The 21,239-nt window shown below is 68.9% G+C and carries 19 protein-coding genes and 2 pseudogenes; 11 read left to right on the top strand and 10 right to left on the bottom strand.

From position 1 onward, the window contains the following. Positions 1–213: 213 nt before the first annotated feature. The 3 genes from CGZ91_RS02665 to CGZ91_RS02655 all read right to left on the bottom strand — a co-directional run bounded on the left by CGZ91_RS02665 (position 214) and on the right by CGZ91_RS02655 (position 3,590). Entirely contained in the window at positions 214–825 is a 612-nt protein-coding gene (locus tag CGZ91_RS02665) for a hypothetical protein (RefSeq protein WP_094452382.1), read from the bottom strand. Between the two features lie 173 nt (positions 826–998). Beyond that, positions 999–3,005, bottom strand: a complete 2,007-nt coding sequence (locus CGZ91_RS02660; RefSeq protein WP_094452381.1) for a KAP family P-loop NTPase fold protein — start codon at positions 3,003–3,005, stop codon at positions 999–1,001. A gap of 183 nt (positions 3,006–3,188) precedes the next feature. Beyond that, positions 3,189–3,590 carry a recombinase family protein gene (locus tag CGZ91_RS02655; protein ID WP_094452380.1) on the bottom strand — a complete coding sequence of 134 codons (402 nt, stop codon included), beginning with the start codon at positions 3,588–3,590 and terminating at the stop codon, positions 3,189–3,191. A gap of 613 nt (positions 3,591–4,203) precedes the next feature. Here CGZ91_RS02655 and CGZ91_RS02645 point away from each other — a divergent pair. Then, positions 4,204–4,437, top strand: coding sequence for a hypothetical protein (locus tag CGZ91_RS02645; protein WP_094452379.1), 234 nt, complete (start codon positions 4,204–4,206; stop codon positions 4,435–4,437). Further along, positions 4,370–5,197: a DNA-processing protein DprA gene (locus CGZ91_RS02640; protein WP_094452378.1), complete on the top strand. Its 828-nt coding sequence runs from the start codon at positions 4,370–4,372 to the stop codon at positions 5,195–5,197. The genes CGZ91_RS02645 and CGZ91_RS02640 overlap by 68 nt, the downstream gene beginning before the upstream one ends. 14 nt (positions 5,198–5,211) lie before the next feature. On the opposite strand, the gene CGZ91_RS14470 is transcribed toward CGZ91_RS02640, so the two are convergent. After that, positions 5,212–6,264: a hypothetical protein gene (locus CGZ91_RS14470; protein WP_229116372.1), complete on the bottom strand. Its 1,053-nt coding sequence runs from the start codon at positions 6,262–6,264 to the stop codon at positions 5,212–5,214. A 72-nt stretch (positions 6,265–6,336) separates the two neighbouring features. Next, a complete protein-coding gene (gene mobF / locus CGZ91_RS02635) occupies positions 6,337–8,781 on the bottom strand; it encodes a MobF family relaxase (protein ID WP_229116371.1) in 2,445 nt (814 codons plus the stop codon). Positions 8,782–9,000: 219 nt separating this feature from the next. On the opposite strand from mobF, the pseudogene CGZ91_RS14890 reads away from it, so the two are divergent. The 3 genes and pseudogenes from CGZ91_RS14890 to CGZ91_RS14465 form a co-directional block, all read left to right on the top strand. Beyond that, a pseudogene (locus tag CGZ91_RS14890) lies at positions 9,001–9,288 on the top strand (hypothetical protein); the annotation flags it as partial. A gap of 49 nt (positions 9,289–9,337) precedes the next feature. Continuing rightward, positions 9,338–9,442: pseudogene (locus CGZ91_RS14885) on the top strand (hypothetical protein); the annotation flags it as partial. 633 nt (positions 9,443–10,075) lie between these two features. Then, a complete protein-coding gene (locus CGZ91_RS14465) occupies positions 10,076–10,216 on the top strand; it encodes a hypothetical protein (protein WP_229116370.1) in 141 nt (46 codons plus the stop codon). Between the two features lie 127 nt (positions 10,217–10,343). Here CGZ91_RS14465 and CGZ91_RS02625 read toward each other — a convergent pair whose 3' ends face one another. The 3 genes from CGZ91_RS02625 to CGZ91_RS02615 all read right to left on the bottom strand — a co-directional run bounded on the left by CGZ91_RS02625 (position 10,344) and on the right by CGZ91_RS02615 (position 12,216). Further along, positions 10,344–10,964 carry a CueP family metal-binding protein gene (locus CGZ91_RS02625; protein ID WP_094452377.1) on the bottom strand — a complete coding sequence of 207 codons (621 nt, stop codon included), beginning with the start codon at positions 10,962–10,964 and terminating at the stop codon, positions 10,344–10,346. A 72-nt stretch (positions 10,965–11,036) separates the two neighbouring features. Next, positions 11,037–11,639: a DUF305 domain-containing protein gene (locus CGZ91_RS02620; RefSeq protein WP_019157642.1), complete on the bottom strand. Its 603-nt coding sequence runs from the start codon at positions 11,637–11,639 to the stop codon at positions 11,037–11,039. Positions 11,640–11,745: 106 nt separating this feature from the next. Further along, a complete protein-coding gene (locus CGZ91_RS02615) occupies positions 11,746–12,216 on the bottom strand; it encodes a DUF6153 family protein (RefSeq protein ID WP_051013283.1) in 471 nt (156 codons plus the stop codon). Positions 12,217–12,389: 173 nt separating this feature from the next. Here CGZ91_RS02615 and CGZ91_RS02610 point away from each other — a divergent pair, with 173 nt between their 5' ends. After that, positions 12,390–13,715 (top strand): MFS transporter, encoded by a 1,326-nt coding sequence (locus tag CGZ91_RS02610; protein ID WP_019157644.1) that lies wholly within the window; start codon positions 12,390–12,392, stop codon positions 13,713–13,715. 21 nt (positions 13,716–13,736) lie between these two features. Here the strand turns inward: CGZ91_RS02610 and CGZ91_RS02605 are convergent, their stop codons facing one another. After that, positions 13,737–14,930, bottom strand: coding sequence for an FAD-dependent oxidoreductase (locus tag CGZ91_RS02605; protein WP_094452376.1), 1,194 nt, complete (start codon positions 14,928–14,930; stop codon positions 13,737–13,739). After that, a complete protein-coding gene (locus tag CGZ91_RS02600; RefSeq protein WP_087624725.1) occupies positions 14,930–15,586 on the bottom strand; it encodes a TetR/AcrR family transcriptional regulator in 657 nt (218 codons plus the stop codon). The genes CGZ91_RS02605 and CGZ91_RS02600 overlap by 1 nt, the downstream gene beginning before the upstream one ends. 152 nt (positions 15,587–15,738) lie before the next feature. On the opposite strand from CGZ91_RS02600, the gene CGZ91_RS02595 reads away from it, so the two are divergent. Genes CGZ91_RS02595 through CGZ91_RS02575 form a run of 5 tightly spaced genes read left to right on the top strand, consistent with a single transcriptional unit; the run spans position 15,739 to position 21,175 of the window. Further along, entirely contained in the window at positions 15,739–17,292 is a 1,554-nt protein-coding gene (locus CGZ91_RS02595; protein WP_094452375.1) for an MFS transporter, read from the top strand. 60 nt (positions 17,293–17,352) lie between these two features. After that, positions 17,353–17,565 carry a heavy-metal-associated domain-containing protein gene (locus CGZ91_RS02590; protein ID WP_019157648.1) on the top strand — a complete coding sequence of 71 codons (213 nt, stop codon included), beginning with the start codon at positions 17,353–17,355 and terminating at the stop codon, positions 17,563–17,565. Between the two features lies 1 nt (position 17,566). Continuing rightward, entirely contained in the window at positions 17,567–18,544 is a 978-nt protein-coding gene (locus tag CGZ91_RS02585) for a heavy metal-binding domain-containing protein (RefSeq protein ID WP_094452374.1), read from the top strand. Further along, entirely contained in the window at positions 18,528–20,858 is a 2,331-nt protein-coding gene (locus CGZ91_RS02580; RefSeq protein WP_094452373.1) for a heavy metal translocating P-type ATPase, read from the top strand. The genes CGZ91_RS02585 and CGZ91_RS02580 overlap by 17 nt, the downstream gene beginning before the upstream one ends. A gap of 41 nt (positions 20,859–20,899) precedes the next feature. After that, a complete protein-coding gene (locus CGZ91_RS02575) occupies positions 20,900–21,175 on the top strand; it encodes a YHS domain-containing protein (protein WP_094452372.1) in 276 nt (91 codons plus the stop codon). The last annotated feature ends 64 nt before the right edge of the window (positions 21,176–21,239 follow it).

Here is a 21,239-nt window from a genome sequence, read left to right as displayed (position 1 = left end):
CGGCGTGGGACGGAACGGTCTGCGGCGTAGACCATCGCAGCGAGGCGGAACAGTTCGATGTTCTCACGTCGCAACGGGCCGAGCTTGCCCAGCCGGGGCCCCAGGGAGGTGTTGAAGGTGCCGGCCCCAGCGGTGGGCCAGTAGAACGTGCGATCGGCGGACTCGGGAGTGAGCGCCGATGGGACTTGGAAACGAAGGTCGAACTGCGCCATCTCAATCTGCCTCGTGGATGGTTCTGAGATATTCGAGTCCGTCTTCGATCGCGCGCGTGAACTCCTCGGGGCTGGGCCCGCTGGGCGAGAGGTCCGCGTGCGCGGCCAGCTCCTCCGCGGCCTGACGGATCCCGTCCTCGAACGCCGCGCGTTCGGCCCCTGACATGTCCTTGGTGTTCAGACTGGATGCAGTCTCCACGAGGTATGCCTCGGCCAGGATCAGGGCGACCGCTTCCTCGGCGATCTGCCCGAGTGACACGTCCGTCCCCGTGCTGTCGCTCTCGACGAGCCATTCGGCGAGCCTGCCGACGACCTCCATCTGCTCCGCAGTCTCGATCGTTCCCGCGGGGAGGTCCTCACAGACTTTCTGTGCGATCTGGTGGGCGACGTCGAAGATGTTCGGGTTCGCCCGCAGTGCGTCGTAGTCCAGGCCGAGATCGCGCAGAGTCTGGGCATCGCCGCTGCGGTACGCGTATGCCGCTGCGGCTCCACGGCCGGCGGAACGCGCGGAGGCTGCCGTCGATCGCGTGAGACTCTCGCCGCCCTGGCGGCCGCCCCCACCCCTTCCCCCTCCGCCGCGGGAGGAACGGAAGAGCGCGGCCGTGGGCAACATCCTGCCGGCCGGTGAGCTCGGGGAGGGCTTCAGCGGGGAGAGAAGCGAGGGCTGGTTACCTGGGGGCGGCGGGGCCTGGCCGTCAGCCCCAGGGAGGCTGGCCAGCCAGTCGTCGAGTCCGTCGCGCAGATCACCACCGGCGGCGCTGCCGGAGTAGGAGCCTTTAGTTCCCATCAGCGCTTACCGCCCTTCGGTGGCGGCGTGGTGAGCGCCTTCTTGATGTTGCCGTCTGGGAGCTGCGCGGCCAACGCGTTGATGACGTCCTTCATCCCGGGGATCTCGACCCCGGCGAGGATGACGGCGGTACCGGGCTGCAGATCGGAGGCCGGGAGCCGACGGAACGCGTCAAGCGCGGCCGGTTGCACGGCGACATGTGCGGTGGCGAGTCTGACGATCCCGGCGACCGCGCCGCGCTGCTCCTGGATACGGTCTCGTGCACGCAGCCCCAGGTGCCGCAGCAGCTGATCGACATCGTCGGTCGTGAGCGCTCGCAGACTCTCGTCGGTGAGTTGCCGCCTGTCCACCGTGCGGGTCGAGGCCAGCTGCGCGGCCAGATCGCGGAGATGTTGGGGAAGCTCGGCGCTGACCAGGAGGTCGCCGCGGAAGGATGCCGCCAGGTGCAGGTACGGGCTCAGGTCGAGGTCATGAAGATCCGGTGGGAGCTTGGCCCACCGAATCATGTCCTCGGCGAAGTGCGGGGCGACCGCGGCTGCTGACGCCGCTTGGGTCGGCGCGTCTTCCGCTTCGGATGGTCGCGCATCTTCCGCGGTGTCGTCCGGTTCCGCTCCGGTCACGTCCGCAGCCATCTCGGCGGGTTCATCCGGTGCGTGGTCGGCGAGTTCAGTTGGCGGGGCGGGGACGGGAGGTTCTTTCGGCCGGTTGGCTTGCGCTTCCAGCGACTCCAGTCGATCTCGAAGCTCACCGGTTCGCAACCATGACAGCACGGACTGGAACTGATCTGGCAGGAGGACTTCGAGAACCATGAGCTTGGCGACGACGTCGAAGTCGAGCTCGATGCCCCGCCGCGCAGCGATGGATCGACGGATGTTCAGGTCGTTGAGGAATCGCTTGATGCGCCGCGGGTTGCCCCGGAGTTTCTCGTAGAGGATCGTGGTGAGCCGACGCGCGAAGGACAGCTCTCGCTGGACGTCGAGACCGTCAGGCGCCTGGAGGTCGTCGAGAGCACCGGCCATGCGGAGCCGGTGGCATTCGGTGATGACCTTTTCCAGTTGCTCATCGGTGAGACGCTGGTCAACGCGATTCTGCAGCTGCAGCAAGAGCACATAAGACTCGGTGTCGAAGGCACCCAGGGCTGGCAGTGGGACGGTGGTCTGGACGATCTTGTGCAGATAGAGCTTGGACGGGGGTTCCGCCGGGAGAGCGTCTTCGTCCTCTGGACGTTCCGTGGGCATGCTCGAATCTGGCAGGCGGGTGCGGATCGCATCGGCGACCCGGTCCTCGTCTGCCGCGATGACGAACGCCATGCCCTCAACGCTCAGGAAGAGACGGATCGCTTCCAGGGTCTCCACGACGGTATCCACCAGGCACCGGTCGAGGTCGTCGACTAGCACCGCAACCCGGCGTACGTGAGCCATCTCCTCGGCCCCCAACAGCTCAGCGAACTCGGCCTTGAAACCGGCCAGGCCCCGCGGCTGGTCGCCCGCGTCAGTCCCCTCGGACGCCGGTTCGCGGATGAGATCCAGCACGTCGCTGACACCGGGGATCTGCAGGGTGAGCGACGACTTGGCGGCGAGCTTGACCGCCTTGGCCCAGTCGACCCGATCAGAGAGCCTCTTCAGGAGCTTCTTGATCTTCTCGCCCTTGGACTCCTCGACGTCCTTGAGGCGTTCGGTGAGTTCGGCCGCGATGGCGTCGAGGACCTCACCGATCAGGCTTTCCTTCGCGCCCACGGCAGGGTCGTAACGCCAGGGGTCGGTGCGGACGGTGATGATCTTGGCGTTCTCGGGGTCGCTGCGGGAGTCAAGATCGGCCTTGATGAGTTCAAGGACGGTGGTCTTGCCGCTGCCCCACGGGCCGGACAGTCCGATCGCCAGCGGATCGAGCGCGTCATCGAGCACGGCGTCGGAGACTGTTTCCGCGATGGCCCGCGCCGCGAGGAAGTCCACTTTCGACGGCTCATCGGACCAGAGGCGACCGCGAAGGTCCTCGATCGTGGACATCACGCCTCCTCACGTTCAGCTGCGAAGGCGGTTCTGTGAGACCTGCCGCGAGCTCGTCCGCCGTCGGGGCGGGTGCGCGAAGCGCGCACAAGCATCCGACGGCCCAAGTTTTCCGTTCAGGATCTCATGTTTGCCCTCGCATTCGGGGCCGACACGCAGGGAGCCCTCGGCGGCCGTAGCGGGTCAGTCCGTGGAGCCGTTGCCACCGGAGAGGAACGGCCGCCGGGCCTGAGCATCGAGTTGTGCCTGCCTGACGGCGATCAGGTCCTCCTCGACGGAGCTTGTCGTGCGGTCTTTGGTGACGTGGATGTCGACTCCGGCGTCGTGGAGCTGCTGGACGACGGCGACGTGATCGGCGTACTTGGAGCCGAGCCGAGCGAGGTCGGTGACGATGAGCCCGGTCTCGTCCTCCCGCTCGACGGCATCGAGCACGCCTTGCAGACCGTGGCGACTGCGCCCGACGTCGGTGAAGACCTCGGTGACGGTCATGCCGTGCTCGTCGGCGTAGCGGCGGCAGTCGGCTTCTTGCTGATCCAGCCAGGTCGGGTTCTCTGCCGCGCTGTACCGGTAGGTGACGGCCTTCATGACGCACCTCCGGCCATGACCAGAACCTCATCCGGCGTAGTACGCGACTCGGCTTCACGGCGAGCAGCGCGACGCTGGACGTGCTCTCGGTAGCGGACGCGGGCGAGGGCGATGAGGCTCATCGGGCCGAGCCAGAGCATCTTGAGCGCGTTCCATGCGCACAGCAAGACGACCAGGTGGAGCCAGCCGGGGCCGCCCTGCTCGATGTGGTCGGTCAGGAGCTTGACGGCTGCGATGTAGGGGGGCGGCGAGCAGCATCGCGGGAACGCCCCATTTGAGTCCGCGGCGGGTGTAGACGGCATCGCGGATGCGGTTCGTCGGGAAGAGCCGGCGGGCCGGTTCCAGGTTCTGGGCGGTGTTCTCGCTCTGGCGCCAGCGGCGTCGGACGCGGTCGCTGAGGAACATCGGTGGGTCTCCATTCAACACGGTTCGAATGATCGAGAAGCGGCGTGTTGGTGGTGGCCCCTGGAAGGGGCGATCCCGAAGGACCCTACAGATGGAATGCCTGCGCTTCACCTCCTAGTTTACGCCGGGGCCTGGCGAAGGGGAAGGTCTCGTCGCGATGCCGGGTGCACCTGCGCTGGTAGTGCCTGGTGAGTGGAAGGACCCGGTCATGGTTGCTCTGGCTAACTACGCCTCCGATGAGCGGACGGCCCGCGTGATGCTCTCGATGATGATCGAGCCCGCCGACCGCACCGTCGGCCGCCTGCTGCGCCGCGAAGGCGCCGTCGAGACCCTCCGGCTCCTCGACGCGGGCGGGCCGATGCCCGGCGTCCGGGCTGAGGAAGCAGCGATCCTGCACCACACCGCGCAGCACTTCGCTTTCACGGGGCGGCCTCGGCGATGATCTGGCGGGGGCGCTGGACGGGTCGTATGCGCCGCTGATCCCTGGCGATGCGCACTGGCCGGTCTCAGTGGACGCACTGGGCGATCGTGCCCCATACGTGCTGTGGACGAAGGGGGCGACCTCGTTCCTCGCGGTCCGGCAGGAAACCCGGGTGACGATCACCGGTTCACGGGCCTCGACCAGTTACGGCGATCACGTCGCCGGAGAGCTCGCGCACGATGCGTCGCACGCGGAGCAGATCGTGGTCTCCGGCGGCGCCTACGGCATCGACGACGCCGCCCACCGCGCTGCGCTGAGTAGCGGCGGGCAGACGATCGCGGTGATGCCCGGCGGCTTGGACCGTCTCTACCCGGCGGCGCATCGCGACATGCTCGAACAGGTTGGCGATGTGGGATTGCTGATGGGTGAGATGCCGCCCGGGTCGGCGCCGACCCGGCACCGGTTCCTCGCCCGCGGCCGGCTCCTGGCGGCACTGTCCTCGGCGACGGTGATCGTAGAAGCCGGGGCACGCTCCGGAACCCTGCACGTCGCCCGCGAAGCGCACGACCTCGGTCGTGGGGTTGGGGCGGTGCCCGGCCCGGTCACGTCCGCGGCGAGCACCGGCACGCATCTGCTGCTGAGCGAGGGCACCGCCGCCCTCGTGACCGGCCACCACGACCTCGCCGCCCTCACCAGCGACCGACGTCAGGCCCCGGCGCGAACCACGGGCATGAGCGCCCTCGATTCCGTCGAGCAGGAACGGCCCAGCCGCTCCCTCTAATCGCAGGTTGCGGCTCAGAGCGTGCGGCCCTGCCGCGTCTCGACGATGTGCTCTGGTTCCTTCCGGTGAGCCGCGTTCGTCTGGGCGGCAAGCTGCTGCGCCCGGCGAAGGGCAGCGTCGGCGCGGGCGGCGTCGAGCTTCTGTGCATCCGATGCCGCATCGGGGCCGAGCGGGGTGTCGTCGGTGATCTGGTACCGGTCGCGGTACGCGGCGACGACACGGCCGGCCTGCCGCCATCGCTGCGCCGTCCGTGCGTCCGCGGGCTTGGTCCCGAGCGCGGCCGTCCATGGTTCTCCCTCGTTCAGGTCGCGGTCGAGGACCGCGGATGCGCGGCGTTCGATCAGCTCTTCGCGTTCGGTGAGGGCGTGGTGCATCTCGGGGTCGGTGACGCCGGAGGCGTACGGGATAAGCCCGGCGATCAGCCGTGGCGATCGGCGGGTGCGTCCGGACCCGGCGGGGCGGGCGGTGGCGCGGGCGAGGCGGTGATGCAGGACCGAGGCGATGTCGTCGGCATCGGCGAAGTCCCGCGCCGCCACCAGGCGTGGGAACAGGGCGTCGAGGTCGTGATGGTTGGCCTCGGCCCGGCGCAGCTCGGCGGATAGGGCACCGTAGGCGTCGGAGCCGAGCACCATGTCGACCTGCCCCTCGGTGAGGCCGGAGGTTTCGAGGAGGGTGGCCCAGCGGTCGTGCTGGCCGGCTTGGGCGATGGTCTCGTACTCCGCCGCCAACTGAGCGATGGACCCCCAGCGCTCTTGCTCGGCGGTGATGGTCTCGTGCGCGGACAGCTCGGCGCCGACGTGCTGGAGCACCCCGTACAGAACGCTGCGGGCGGTGGCGTCGGGGTTGTCGGAGGGGTGCGGGGCGACATGGGCGTCGTCGGTGGTGTCGGTGGCGACGTAGGCGTAGTTCCCGTGCCGGCCGCGGGTCATCGCGACGTAGAAGTTCTCCCGCGTCGTCGTCGCCGTCACGACCGTGTGCGCGGTATCGACCGTGACGCCCTGGGCGCGGTGCCCGATGATCGCATACCCCAGCTCGACCTGCTCGGCCACATACGCGGCGGGCAGCACGAGCGATCCGCCAAAGCGTCGCCCGGCGGGGCGGACGGTGATCGACCCGTCCCCGGCGATGGCGGTGATGGTTTAGCGGTCGCCGTTGCGCACCCAGTTCTTGCCGTTCTTCGACCGCAGGCGCCGGTCGTTCTCCCGTGTGATGACCCGGTCACCCTTGGACGCCTGGGTGCCGTCGTGCAGGGTGACCTCTCGGCCGGGGGTGATCGTGCCGTCGAGGATGAGGTCGGCGCGGGCACGCTCGTTCAGCTGGGTGACGGTGTCGCGGGTTTCGGCGACGAGGATCGACGCCCGCCCCGCCTGCACATCGTGTCGCCAGGCGGTGTAGGCGGCATCGACCATCGCGTCCTGCTCCCCGCCGCGCACCCGGTCGTGCTCGATGAGCGTGTCGATCGCCGGGGTACGGCCGTGCCGCAGGACCAGCGAGTTGGCCTTCTCCCACTCCTGCGTGAACCGGTGCACGTCGACCAGTTCGGAGGCGTCGTCGCGGTCGTGGACGAGCATCCCGAACGCCCCGCCCGCATCCACGGCCTGGAGCTGCGACCAGTCACCCACGAGCAGCACTTTCGCTCCGGCTTGTTCGGCGAGGCCGGTGATGCGATCAAGGGAGCCGGTGCCGGCCAGGGATGCCTCGTCGAGGATCACGAGCTGGTCCTTGTCGAACGTGGTCCCGTGGAGGAGGTGCATCTGCCACCAGCGGGCCGTGTTCTCCGTCTCGATCCCCAGCTCCTCGCCGAGCACCTGCGCCGCGTTCTCCGACGGCGCGAGCCCGACCACGCTGCCCGCGCCGTGCTGCTGCTCCCAGGCCCGCTTCAACGCGCTCATCGCCGTCGTCTTCCCCGCACCTGCCGGCCCGACGAGCACGTCCACGACCCGGCCCGACACGGCGATCCGCTGGAGAGCGTCAGCCGGATCGGGGCCGAGCCGGCGCCCTTCCGCGTCGGGTCTGCTGGTGATCTTCTCGACGGTGGCCAGTTCCACGGTCGGCCCGGTCGTCGCGTGGGAGCGGTCGAGGAGGCGGTCTTCCGCGGCCAGCAGCTCTTCGGTCGAGTACAGGACCGCGCCGGGGTGGCGGAAGCGGCTCGACCCGTCGGGGCGGCGGAACACGACCGGGCTCGACGCCAGCTCCGGCGGCGTCAACCGCAGCGACGCCTGCTCGGCCGCGTCGGTCACCATCCCGGTGATCGCCTCCCGATCCTCCGCCGACGCGAACCGCACCCCCATAAGCTGCCGGCTCGCCTCGGAGTGGAGGTTCCAGCGCCGCCACGTCGACCGCTTCTCACCCACCGCCGCGACGACGGACTGGCCGAGGTCGGTGATGGTGTCCAGGGGCACGTCGTCGGCCCGCAACAGCGCCGCCTGCTCCCCGGCCGCGGTGAGGGTGCGCGCCCAAGAGGTCGCGTCTTCGCCCAAGACCTCGCCGGCGCGGTGGCGCCAGTTGGCGGTGAGAGTAGCGAGCGACTGCACCCGCTTCTCCGGACGGGTCGCGAGCGTCGCCTGGGCGCGAAGCTTCAGGATCGTCTTCGCCGACGGCTCACGGCCATGCTTGGCCCGGTAGGCGTCGATCAGGCGGGTCTTCTCCTCCTCGATCTGCCGAGACCGCGACGAGAACTCCGAGACGAGCTCGTCGGGCACCGGGGCGAGCTCCCACGCGGGGTTGCGATCCCGGCCCCGCTCCCTGGCCTCCCACTCGATCCCGAACATGCCCGTGATCCGATCCGCCAACGTGGCGTTATACAGCTCTGACAGCGCGACGACCGAGGCATGCACCGGGCGACCGGCGAGGGTCCGCCACTTCTGGTCCTGCACGGTGAGTACCTTGTTGCTCACCACGACGTGCGTGTGCAACTGCGGATCACCACTGCGCGAGTCGTAGTGGTCGAACGCGGTTGCGAAGACGCCGGCGACATCGACATGCGCGACCGCCCCGTCCGGGCCGGCGGCACCTACGCGAGTGGTCGCAACCTCGCGTTCGAGGAACGCAACCACCTCCGCAACCGCCTGATGATGCGCATCCGCAATCAGCGATTGCGTACCTCCGTCCGCAACACCCCACCACGCCGACAGCGACTTCGGCACCGAGAACGTCAAGTCATACCCCGCAACCGCCCGGCGGGTGCCGCGCTCGGCCTCCTCCGCCTCGATCGCCGCGACCTGCTCCGCACGAGACACCGGCCCCAGCTCCGAGTCAAGGTCAGCGACCCGCTGATCGACGCGCTCCTGCACGCTCGCGTACTGCCGATACGCCTCACCCAGCGGCTCACCCGTGATCGGGTCGCGGCCCATCCCGACCAGCAGCTGGAGCTGCGCTTCAGACACTTGCCCGCCCTCGGCCAGTTCACCTGTGCCGAGGTACGGCAGGCCCGACCCCATCCAGAAACCGGGAGGAGTTCCCTCCTCCGTGTAATACCTCGTCAACGGCGTTGAGAGGGAGCGGTCGCCGTCACCGGCGGCGACGGTGCGCAGCAGGTACTCGTAGCCGTCGCCGGCCGACATCACTCGCATCGAGACCGTCATACCGGCCAGGTGAGCCGACGGCATCTCACAACGGCGAAGCGTCTCAACCTCCCGTCGCAACTTAGGTTGACAACGGGGGCCTCGCATGAAAGACGTGTGGCGGCTCATGAAGCGGCGGGAGGAGGCGCTGCTGATCAGGCGGCAGCGGCGGGGACGAGCGGGCGATGACGGTGGTTGAGGGTCCGGGTCGGGGACGCTTCTGAGGCTGCGGTGCTCGGGATGCATCGGGCGGCCGGTGCACCTGGCAGGTGTTCAGCCCGGAGAGTCGGCGCACGCTCGGTCGCGTCGAGGTCCGGGGTTCACAAAGCCTGCGGAGCTCTCATGCGCGACGACCATTCCCATCGCGGCCGCCCTGTCCGGGTCGGGTCGCTGTTCTCCGGCTACGGCGGCCTGGACCTTGCCGTCGAGTACGCCACCGGCGGGGAGACGATCTGGTTCTCCGAGATCAACACCCCCTCCATCCGCGTCTTCGCCCACCACTGGCCAGGCATCCCGAACCTCGGCGACATCACATCCGTCGACTGGGCGGCGGTGCCACCGGTCGACATACTGATCGGTGGGTTCCCCCTGCCAAGACGTCTCGACCGTCGGCAAGGGCGCCGGCCTCGCACCCGGCACCCGCTCCGGGCTCTGGTCGCACATGGCGGCCGCGATCGACGCACTGCAACCCGAGCTCGTCGTCATCGAGAACGTCCGCGGCCTACTCTCCGCACCCGCAATCCGCGCTCTGGAAGGCGCAACCCCCGATGCACGCAACCCCGACGATGCAACCAACGAGCATGCAACCGCCGTTCGCAACCTGGAACCCGACCCGTGGCTGCTGGGAGACGAGCCAACGCGACCTCTTCGGGCGCACGGAGCCGTACTCGGGGATCTGGCCGACCTCCGGAGAAGTGCACGATGGATCGGCTTACCGGCGTCACTGGCCGGCGCACCGCATCACCGGTTCCGGGTCTTCATCACCGCCTACCGCGAAAGCGCTGTTCCGGACGCCTTTGGCCTCGGACTCCTCGCGCGGCGGCGAGACCCTGGACCAGGTACGGGCACGGCGGGGCACGATCGCCCTAAGCCATCAAGTGATCGACCTGGCCCTGCACGGGCCGCATGGCTCGCCCGCCAGCTGGAACGAGTCGGAGCCCCTGTTCGCCCTGATCGAGGACATCTTCACCGCTGGGGGCGATACGCCCACGCCATCGCCCGATGGGAGCACATCACCGAACGAACCGCCCCTGACCCCGCGATCCTGAACGAGGAGAAAGGACCACGCCCGGCGCCCGAGTTCGTGGAATGGCTCATGGGCCTCCCGACGGGGTGGGTCACCGACCCCGAACACGGCCTGACCGCGAACCAACAGAACACTGCCCTCGGCAATGGCGTCCTGCCCCTCCAAGCAGTCGTCGAGCTTGACGCACTACGGGCGGCGACCGAGCCATGATGAGCGCGGAATTCCTCACCTTGCGTGACAGCCGCAGCGCTGGTGATCGGCCACACGCCACGTCCTCGGAGTTGTGCCGATCTAGAACAGAACGATTTCCCGGGGCACGAGCAGCTGATGCCCGAGGTCAGGTGAGTTGCAGGGTAGTGATGCAAGTCGGGTCGTCTTCGTTCATCGTGGAGATGATCGCGGTTCCCGTCTGACCTTCGTGCTCGATCGTGAGGGTTGCCTCGATGCCGCGGGGCACCCAGACGCCGACGAACCCATTGTCGTAGGTCTGCTGTACCTCGTCGACGAGCACGTCGCCGCCCTTGCTGGTGAGCGTGACCTGGACCTCGGTGTTGGCGAGTTCGCCGAGGCAGGTGGTCAGGCTGTGGAAGTAGCAATCGTGCGTTTGCTCCCGATAGGGGGCGACCGAGATGTACACCTCATCATCGGGCATCGGCAGTCGTGTCTCGCGGTCTTGATCGTCGGTGAGGACGAGGGCGTCGGGTTGCACGGATGCGATCAGATCGGCGGGACGGTCGGCTACGGGCATAGTGTCGAGCCGCCCGATGACCTGCGTGGCGTCGAGTCCGTCCAGGTTGTGGTCTGTCAGGAATTCAGTGTCGACGGCTTGACTGCCGATGGAGATGGATTCGGGTTCGGGCGACGTTGTGGCGCATCCAGTGAGAACGAGGGCCGCGGCAAGCGTTGCGGTGGCAGTGACGATCAGATTTCGGCGCCGCCGCATGGTGGGGTGATTCATGGCGTGATCCTTCAAGGGTTTGAGTGGGTCGGTGCCGGGCGCTCTCGCCCCGGCACCGACCCGAGTAGTCGATCAGAGGGTGGCCAGGAGGTCCTGCATCTCCTGGATCTCAGTGGTCTGCGCGTCGATGATGGTCTGCGCGAGCTCGACGGCATCGGGGTTGCTACCGTCATCGACCTGTGTCTGGGCCATTTCGACCGCTCCCTCGTGGTGGAGGATCATCTGTTCCAGGAACAGGCGTGACGCCTCGGCGCCGTCGGCGGCTTCGAGTGCGGCCAGGTCGTCCTCGCTCATCATCCCGTCGCCGTGGTCCATCCCACCCATCTGGTGATCGTCGGGGTCGACGCCCCAGTCCTCCAGCCAGCCCTGAAGCTGTTTGATCTCGGGCCCCTGGGCGGTCTTGATCGTCTCGGCCAATTCGACGACCCGCGGGTCGACGCCGTCCTTGGCGAGGACGATGTCGCTCATCTCGATGGCCTGCTCGTGGTGGACGACCATCATCGAGGCGAACATCTTGTCCGCGTCATTGACGTCCCCGCCGGTGGCGTCCGGCGTGTGCTCGGACGAGCCGTGATCCATGCCCGACATCGCATCGTCGTCTCCGGCGGAGCAGCCGGCCAGGGCGAGTGCAGCGGTCAGTGCGAGTGCGGCGGTCGCCGCGGTACGAAACTTCATGAGTGTTCTCCAGTGTCAGCAGTCGTGTCAGTGGCGCGGGACCTCAGGGGCACCGCGTGAGTGCAGGGGGAACCGTCGGCGCTGCTGCGCCGGGTTCACCGCTCTGTCACGTGCGACTGATGCAGAGAACCTGTAATGAAGGAGCCCTCGACAGCCCCCTGTCGAAGAAGCGGGCGATCGGGAGAGATCGAGGTGCGGTGCGCGGCCATCCCGGCAGAATCCGCGGCAGCACGAGGACGAGCAGGGCGAGCAGCAGTGCGAGCACGCACGCCATCGCCATGCCCAGGTGTCCATCGCTCCCGCAGTCGGTGCAGGAACCGCCGGGATCGTGCGTTGTGCCGCTGGTCGCGTGAGCGCTCGCTGTGTCGTGATGCGCCGCGCCCTGGCGCGCCTCACCAGAATCGGTGACGGAGACCGCGGCGGTGGCCGCGTGGGCGGCGGGTGTGCCGTGCAGGTTCAGCGTGTGCATGGCGAGCAGACCGGTGATGACCGCGGCGACCAACAGGCCGCCGAGCAACACGCCTCGGAGAAGGCCGAGATGACCTCTCCGGGTACGCGTTGCTGCGGTGGACGCCATGCACCCCAGTTTACTGATCCCGCCGACGGCCGCCTGAGCGCTGCGCCGGATCGCCCCGTACGGCGCACACCGTGGGCGCACTCCGTTCCTCGTGGAGCACCGTCGGAAATACCCCAGGGGGGTATAAGGTTGGAGGGGTTACGTGTTCTTGAGAGGGTTTGAGGAGAAGATTGATGCGCCTGTTCGCGATCCGCGACTTCCGCCACCTGTTCGGTGCGCAGATCATCGCGCTGTTCGGCACTGGGCTGGCGACAGTGGCGCTGGGCCTCCTCGCCTACGACCTGGCCGGCCCGAGCGCAGGGTCGGTGCTTGCCACCGCTCTGACGATCAAAATGGTCATGTACGTTCTGATCGCGCCGCTGGCAGCGGCGTATGCTGACCGGCTTCCGAGGCGGATGTTCCTGACACTGCTCGATGTGGTGCGCGCCGGGGTGGTGCTGGTGCTCCCGTTCGTCACGGAGGTCTGGCACATCTACGTGCTCATCGGCGTCCTGCAAGCGGCGTCGGCGGCCTTCACGCCGACATTCCAGGCCGTGATCCCCGATATCGTCACCAAGGAGTCCGACTACACCCGAGCACTGTCCGCGTCGCAGGTCGCGTACACGATGGAGAGCCTGCTCAGCCCGGTCCTGGCGGCCGTCGCGTTGACGTTCATGGCGTTCAACTGGCTGTTCATCGGCACCTCGATCGGGTTCGCGCTCTCCGCCGTGCTGGTGCTCTCGACCCACATTCCCAATGCCACCCCGAGCGGGCACGTCGGCGCCTGGGCGCGGGTCACATCGGGAGTCAGGGTCTTCTTCGCCACGCCCCGGCTGCGCGGTGTGGTGGCCTTGAACCTGGTCGTCGCGGCAGCGGGATCGATCGTCGTCGTCAACACGGTCAACTACGTCCGCGACCACCTGGGCGGCTCGCAGGCCGACGTCGCGTGGATGCTGGCCGCCTCGGGCGGCGGCACGCTGCTGGTCGCGCTGTTCCTGCCACGCGTGCTCGACCGGATCGCCGAGCGGATTGTGATGATGACCGGCGCCCTGGTGCTTTTGGCCGGAGTGCTCGCCGCCGTCGCGATGACCGCCACCCAAGTCGCATCCTGGATGGTCACCGCACCGATCTGGGTGATCATCGGCGGCGGCATGGCGATGATCGTCACCCCGACCGGGCGCGTCATCCGCGGCTCGGTGGCGAAGCAGGACCTCCCCGCGGGATTCGCCGCACAGTTCTCCCTCTCGCACCTCGCCTGGCTCGTCACCTACCCGATCGCGGGCTGGATCGGCACCGCGTCCGGGTTCACGCTCGCCTGGTCCGTCCTCGCCGCCCTGGCAATCGCGGGGGCGATCGCGGCGCACCTGCTCTGGCCGCGCGAGCAGAAGGACAGCGAGGCCGCCCCGACCGGTGTCGCCGCCGCAGAGCCGGTGATCAGTGATCGGGCGGTGCGCGAGGAGACCGAAGCCGCCGAAGGCACCCTCGCGGCGTGCCAGTGCGCCTGCGTGCGCACCGTCTGAACTCCGTTTGACGCGAGGGGCTCATACGTGCTGTCGCGTCACCGGATCAGCCGCGGTTTCAGGGTGGTGCAGGCCGGGCATCAGCTCACGCATAGGGCCGGCGGCATTCACTCCGGTGAGCGCGACCAGCACCTCGTCGAGGTAGTGGGCTGTGATCAGTGGTTCCTCGGAGACGACGCGGGTGCGTGTGCCCAGGGCGGGGTGTCCAACACCGGTGAGGGTGTGGCCGTGGATGCGTGCGGAGAACGTCGAGCTCGGCAGGTACTGGCCGGGGTCGCCGGCGATACCGAGGTCGTGCAGCAGCGTGTTCGCGGCGTGGATACCCTGGGCGGCGGAGTCGTCCCAGTGATCGATCCGGTAGGAGCCGTGGCCGGGATAGTGATGCACGGCGACGCCGCCGGCGGCGTAGATCCGTTGCCGCGGGGCGTGCATGGAGCGCAGGCGGGAATCTACGGGGATGCCGTCGGGCCCGGTCCATGGTGCGGGGGCGGCGGGCAGAGTGCCGTGCGCGACGATCGCGAGGTCGCCTTCGACCTGGCTGCCGTCGTTGAGGGTGATGCTGATGCGGTCGGCGTGGGTGCGGATCGAGTGCACGGTGCGTTCCAGGTAGGCGGCGTGCTGGGGGCGGTGCAGGTCGCGTAGCCGCCGGGCGACGTGTTCGCCGATGGCGTTCGCTCCTGGGATCGCGGCGCGGGTGATGAGGGCGACGTCGTGGCCGGCGTCGGTGAGCAGCGAGGCGGTCTCGGAGGCGACGAGGCCGCCACCGAGCATGAGCACCCGGGCAGGCTGAGTGGTCGCGAGTAGATCGCGGACGCGGACGGCGTCGGCGGCCGAGTGCAGGGTGGTCAGTCTGCCGCCGCTGATGGCCTGGTCGCGGCCGATCACCTCCTCGTCGAGAGTGCGGGGCCGGCTGCCGGTGGCGATGAGGAGCGCGTCGTAGGCGTGTGTATCGCCGGAGTCCAGCCGCAAGCGCCGAGCCCTGGGGTCGAGGCCGCGCACCGTCTCCGACCGGAGGGCGGCCCCGGTGTCGGGCAGGGCCGCCTGGGCCGGTTCGAGCAGCCCGATCGCGATGCCCTTGTTGACCAACGTCCGGTTGAACGGCACCTCACCGTTCCGGGCGTAGAGGTCGACGTCGACACCGGAAGCGTGCAGGGTTCTTGCGGCTGCGGTGCCAGCGGCGCCGGCCCCGATGATCGCGATGCTGGGCATCCTCATCAGGCTCCTTCCCCAATGGTGGTGGTGCTGGTGGTGGCGGCGAAGGCGGGCAGCAGGATCGCCTCGATGAACCACGGCGCGTCGTCGGCGTCGAGGCGCCCGGCACGCACTTCTTCGGCGGCACCGTTCATCACCACGTGCGTAGTAGTCAGCAGCCAGGACACCGGCAGATCGACCCGGAAGACACCCTCGCGCTGGCCGCGCAGCAGCAGAGCCCGCATCCGCCCCTCGGCCTTCTCGTGCAGCTCGCGGATGCGTGCCGCAGGCAGTTCTTTCAGCGCGGCCGCCAGCAGCGCCCGCGACTGGTCGACCAGCACCCAGCTGGAGGCCACCAGTCGCCGGAACGCCTCGCCCGGATCACCATCCAGGGGCACCCCGCTGAGCACGTCTTCGCCGCGTTCGAGGCTGTCAACGAGGGCGGCCTCGATCAGCTCCGCGCGGGTCGGGAAGTGCCCGTAGACGGTTACTCTGCCCATCCCGGCCTCGGCGGCGATGTCGCCGACCGAAGCGTCGGGGTTCTTGCGGATCGCCGTCGCCGTCGCGGCCAGAATCCTTGCCCGGTTGCGCTGCGCATCCGCCCGCTGATTGGCCGCCCGGCCACCGCCGCCTGACGCACCGGTCGTCGTGCCGCGGGGCGTCGTCTTCTTCACCGTCATGATCCACCTCACAAGTCGTACTGGAATGTATGAGATAGTGTAGCTGTTACAACTCGTACACCGATGATCGAGTTCCGGCTCGGAGGGCGAGGCGGGGCCGACAGAGAGGAGATGACTACCATGTCCACGACACACATCCCTGGGGGTGCGCGATGAGCGACACCGCCGCGCCGCGTGCCGGCGCCAAGCAGTGGTGGGGGCTTGCCGTTCTGGTGATCCCCTCGACGCTGCTGTTCATGATGCTCACGATCCTGTTTCTCGCCGCCCCGAATCTGGCCGCGGACCTGAATCCGTCGAGCACGCAGCTGCTGTGGATTCTCGACATCTACGGCTTCGTGATGGCCGGGTTCCTCGTCGCGATGGGCGTGCTCGGCGATCGGATCGGCAAGCGCCTGCTCATGGTGATCGGCGCGATCCTGTTCGCCGCTGTCTCGATCGCCGCGGCGCTGACGACGATCCCGGAACTGATGATCGTCTGGCGGGCCGTCCTCGGGCTGGCTGCGGCGATGATGGTGCCGGCGACGATCGGGCTGATCTTCGTGCTTTTCGCCGATGCGAAGCAGCGCGGTGTCGCGATCGGCGTGTGGGCCGGCGGCATCTCCGCTGGTGTGGCGCTGGGCCCGCTGCTGTCCGGCTTGCTGCTGGAGGCCTTCGGCTGGCAGGCGACGTTCCTGGTCGCGGTGCCGATCATGGCGCTCGTCGCGATCGCCGCCCCCATCCTCGTGCCCGAGCATCGTGACCCGTCGGCGCGGATCGACCTGTTCAGCGCACTGCTGCTGGTCGCGGGTCTGCTGGCGATCATCTACGGCATCAAGCGCTTCGCCGCCCAGGAGCCGGCCGGCCCCTCGATCGGGCTGCTGGTCGCGGGCGCGCTGATCGGCCTGTGGTTCGTGATCCGGCAGCTGCGCGCCAAGCAGCCGCTGCTGGATGTTCGACTGTTCGCCAACCGCACCGTGTCCGGGGCACTGGCAGTGTTCCTGCTCTCGGCCGCAGCGCTCGGCGGGGTGTACTCGCTGTTCACCCAGTACCTCCAGCAGGTCCAGGAGCTCTCGCCGTTGCAGGCGGGCCTGTCGATCCTGCCGGCCGCGGCGGTGCTGATCGTCGTCTCGACGCTCTCCCCGGTGCTCGCGCGCAGGTTCCGGCCCGGCAACGTGATCGCGGTCGGCCTGCTCACCCAGGTCGTCGGCTACATCCTGTTCACCCAGCTCGACGCCGGCGCGGGTCTGGCGCTGGTGATCGCGAGCTTCGTCATCACCTACCCCGGCGTGGCCCCCTCGATGGCGCTGACCACCGACCTCGTCGTCGGCTCCGTGCCGCCGGAGAAGGCCGGCGGGGCCTCCGGCCTCGCCACCACCGCTAACGACCTGGGCATCTCGCTCGGTGTCGCGGTGATCGGCAGCGTCGGGATCGCCGCCTACCGCAGCCAGATCGGCGATCTGCTGCCCGGCGGCCTGCCCGCCGATGCCGCCGCGGCGGCATCGGACAGCGTCGACGGCGCCATGGCCGTAGCGGCCCAGCTGCACGGTGCGCTCGGAGAGCAGGTGGTGGCCGCCGCGCAGACCGCGTTCACCGGCGGGCTCAATACTGCGGCCATCGTCTCGGCGGTCATCGCCGGTCTCGCGGCGATCATCGCCGCCACGAGGCTGCGCCACGTCCGCCCGACTGGTGAAGCACAGCAGGCCGCCGAGGAGCAGGCCGCACCTTGACTTATACCCCTGGGGGGTATTAGCCTGAATGCAAGTCGTACACGAGTGAAGGAGTTAGAGATGGCAACCACGACCGAGTACCAGGTGACCGGGATGAGCTGCGGGCACTGCGAGAGCGCGATCCGCGCCGAGGTGTCCGAGATCGCCGGGGTGACCGGCATCGAGGTCAGCGCTCAGACCGGGCGGCTGGCCGTGACCAGCGAGCAGCCGGTCGATGACGCCGCGGTGATCGCGGCGGTCGACGAGGCCGGCTACACCGCCGTCAGGAGCTGACATGAAAGCACCTGCACGGCTGGGCCTGTACGGGCTGGTGCTGGTGGCCGTGTTCGCCGTGGCCGCGTTCACGGCGAACGCGGTCGTCCCGGAGAGCACGGTGCAGGCCTGGGCAGAAGACACCGAGAGCACCACCCACCAAGGACACGAAGAAGGAGGAGAAGACATGGACGGCACCGGGCACGAGGGCCACGACGCCGGGGCCGGGTCGCTCGGCCTGGGCATCGCGCAGGACGGCTACCAGCTCACCGCCGTCACCGCCCCGGACGCCCTCGGCACAGACGGTGAGCTGTCGCTGACGGTCACCGGCCCGGACGGCAAGCCGGTCACCGACTACGAGCTGGAGCACGAGAAAGAGCTGCACCTGATCGTCGTCCGCGCCGACGGCACGCATTTCCGTCACGTCCACCCCGAACGAGGCGCCGATGGCGCCTGGTCGATCCCGTGGCAGTGGGAGGCGGCCGGCACCTACCGGGTGTTCGCCGACTTCGTACCCGCCGAGCACGGCGAGGGCATCACCCTGTCAACTGCGGTGCAGGTGCCCGGCGACTACGACCCCGCCGCGGCCGAACCAGTCACCGAGACCACGGTCGAGGGGTTCGACGTCACGGTCGAGGGCGATCTGGTCGCCGGGTCGGCCTCGACGCTGACCCTGACCGTGTCCCGTGACGGGGAGCCGGTCACCGCGCTGGAGCCGTACCTGGGGGCGTTCGGGCACTTGGTCGCGCTGCGCGACGGCGATCTGGCGTATCTGCACGTCCATCCCCACGGGGATGCACCGAAGGCCGGTGAGACGTCCGGGCCTCAGATCGTTTTCGAGGCCACCGCCCCCACGCCCGGCCGGTACCTGCTCTACCTCGACTTCCAGGTCGACGGGCAGGTGCACACCGCGCCGCTGGTGATCGATACCACCGGTGGGGCCGAGGGCGAGCACGGCGGCGGGCATGAGGAAGGAGGAGACCATGACCACGGCGAGTGATCCGATCATCAGCACGAACAGTGTCGAGCTGCAGATCGGCGGGATGACCTGCGCCTCCTGCGCGAACCGGATCGAGAAGAAGCTCAACAAGCTCGACGGTGTCACCGCGTCCGTGAACTATGCGACCGAGAAGGCCAGCGTCACCGCCCCTGCGGACTATGACCCGCAGCTGCTCATCGCCGAGGTGGAGAAGACCGGCTACAGCGCCGATCTGCCCACCCCGAAGGGAACAGCTCCCGAGTCCGGTAGTAACGGCGAGGGCGAGTCGCGTGAGGATGCCGAGCTGCGCAGCCTGCGGCAGCGCCTCATCGGCTCGGCCGTCCTGGCGGTACCGGTGATCGCGATGGCGATGATCCCCGCCCTGCAGTTCGACTACTGGGGTTTTGCCTCACTCGTGCTCGCCGCGCCGGTGGTGGTGTGGGCGGGCTGGCCCTTCCACCGGGCCGCATGGATGAACCTCAAGCACGGGACGGCGACGATGGACACGCTGATCTCGGTGGGCACCACCGCGGCGTTGCTGTGGTCGATCGTCGCGCTGTTCTTCGGCACCGCGGGACAGCCCGGCATGGTGCACCCGTTCGAGCTGACGATCTCCCGATCCGATGGGCTCAGCAACATCTACCTCGAGGTCGCCGCCGGGGTGATCACCTTCATCCTGCTCGGCCGCTACTTCGAGAAGCGGTCCAAGCGCCGCGCCGGAGCCGCGCTGCGTGCCCTGCTGGAGCTCGGCGCCAAGGAAGTCTCGGTCCTGCGCGACGGCAAGGAGAAGCGCATACCGATCGATGAGCTGGCGGTCGGGGACGAGTTCGTGGTCCGGCCGGGCGAGAAGATCGCCACCGACGGCCTCATCACCTCCGGCAGCTCGGCGATCGATGCCTCCATGCTCACCGGCGAGTCCGTGCCCGTCGAGGTCGGCACCGGCGACCCGGTGACCGGAGCGACGGTCAACGCCGGCGGTCGCCTGGTCGTCAAGGCCACCCGGGTCGGGTCGGACACCCAGCTGGCGCAGATGGCCAAGCTCGTCGAGGACGCCCAGTCCGGCAAGGCCGAGATCCAGCGGCTCGCCGACCGGGTCTCCGGGGTGTTCGTGCCCATCGCGATCGCGATCGCCGTCGCCACCCTGGGCGCGTGGATCGGCGCCGGGTTCCCCCTCAGCGCCGGGTTCACCGCCGCAGTCGCGGTGCTCATCATCGCCTGCCCGTGCGCGTTGGGGCTGGCCACGCCGACCGCGCTGCTGGTCGGCACCGGACGCGGTGCGCAGATGGGTGTGCTCATCAAGGGCCCCGAAACCCTCGAATCCACCCGCAAGGTCGACACCATCGTGCTGGACAAGACCGGCACCGTCACCACCGGGAAGATGACCCTCACCGACGTCATCGTCGCCGATGGGCAGGACCGGGCTGAGCTGCTGCGGCTGGCTGGTGGCCTGGAAGACGCCTCCGAGCACCCGATCGCCCAGGCCATCGCCGCCGGCGCGACCGCCGAGGTCGGCGACCTGCCGACCCCGGAATCGTTCGAGAACATCGAAGGCAAGGGCGTCCAGGGCGTCATCGACGGGCACGCCGTGCTCGCCGGCCGCGAGACCCTGCTGGCCGAATGGTCCCAGCACCTCGACGCCGACCTCGCGGCAGCCAAGCGCGCCGCAGAAGCCGAGGGCAAGACCGCGATCGCGGTCGGCTGGGACGGCCAGGCCAGGGGCGTGCTCGTGGTCTCCGACCAGATCAAACCGACCAGCGCGCAGGCGATCGCCCAGTTCAAGGAACTCGGACTGACCCCGGTGCTACTCACCGGCGACAACCAGACCGTCGCCGAGCAGGTCGCCGCCGAGGTCGGCATCGAGCAGGTGATCGCCGAAGTCCTGCCCAAGGACAAGGTCGACGTCGTCACCCGCCTCCAAGCCGAGGGCAAGGTCGTGGCGATGGTGGGCGACGGCGTCAACGACGCCCCCGCCCTCGCCCAGGCCGACCTGGGACTGGCGATGGGCACCGGCACCGACGTCGCGATCGAGGCCGCCGACATCACCCTGGTCCGCGGTGACCTGCGCGCAGCAGCCGACGCGATCCGTCTCGCCCGGCGCACCCTGCGCACGATCAAGACGAACCTGTTCTGGGCCTTCGCCTACAACACCGCCGCGATCCCGCTGGCCGCGTTCGGGCTCTTGAACCCGATGCTCGCCGGTGCCGCGATGGCGCTCTCGTCCGTGTTCGTCGTCTCCAACAGCCTCCGGCTGCGCACCTTCAAGGCCCGCGCGGACGACGCCTCCACTCCGGCACCGGCCGGAGCGGCGGCGGCTCGCGAGCCGGTCGCCGCCTGAACCATCAATTGTCATCACCCAACCACGAAAGGACCTATCCGATGACTGCACACGAGAACCTCAACCTCACCGACACCTCCGCCACCTCGGGAGGGGGCTGCTGCGGCGGGCACGCACCGAGCGCTGAGGCGGTCGCCAAGACCCCGGAGGCGGAGATGGCCGAGTGCCCGGTCATGGCCGGCACCCCGGTCGTGAAGGCCGACGCCGAGGCCGCCGGTCTCTACCGCGACCACAACGGCCAGCGGTACTGGTTCTGCTGCGCCGCCTGCGGCCCGCTGTTCGACGCCGACCCCGACCGGTACGCCAACGCCGCCTGAGAGACCACCAGAACAACCCGGGTTCCGTGCCTCCCGCACCCGGTGGAAGGCACGGAACCACCCG

The sequence above is a fragment of the Parenemella sanctibonifatiensis genome (assembly GCF_002250565.1).
Lineage (GTDB): Bacteria > Actinomycetota > Actinomycetes > Propionibacteriales > Propionibacteriaceae > Parenemella > Parenemella sanctibonifatiensis.
The sequence above is the reverse complement of the archived record's forward strand: the minus strand, read 5'-3'. Positions and strand labels throughout refer to the sequence as shown.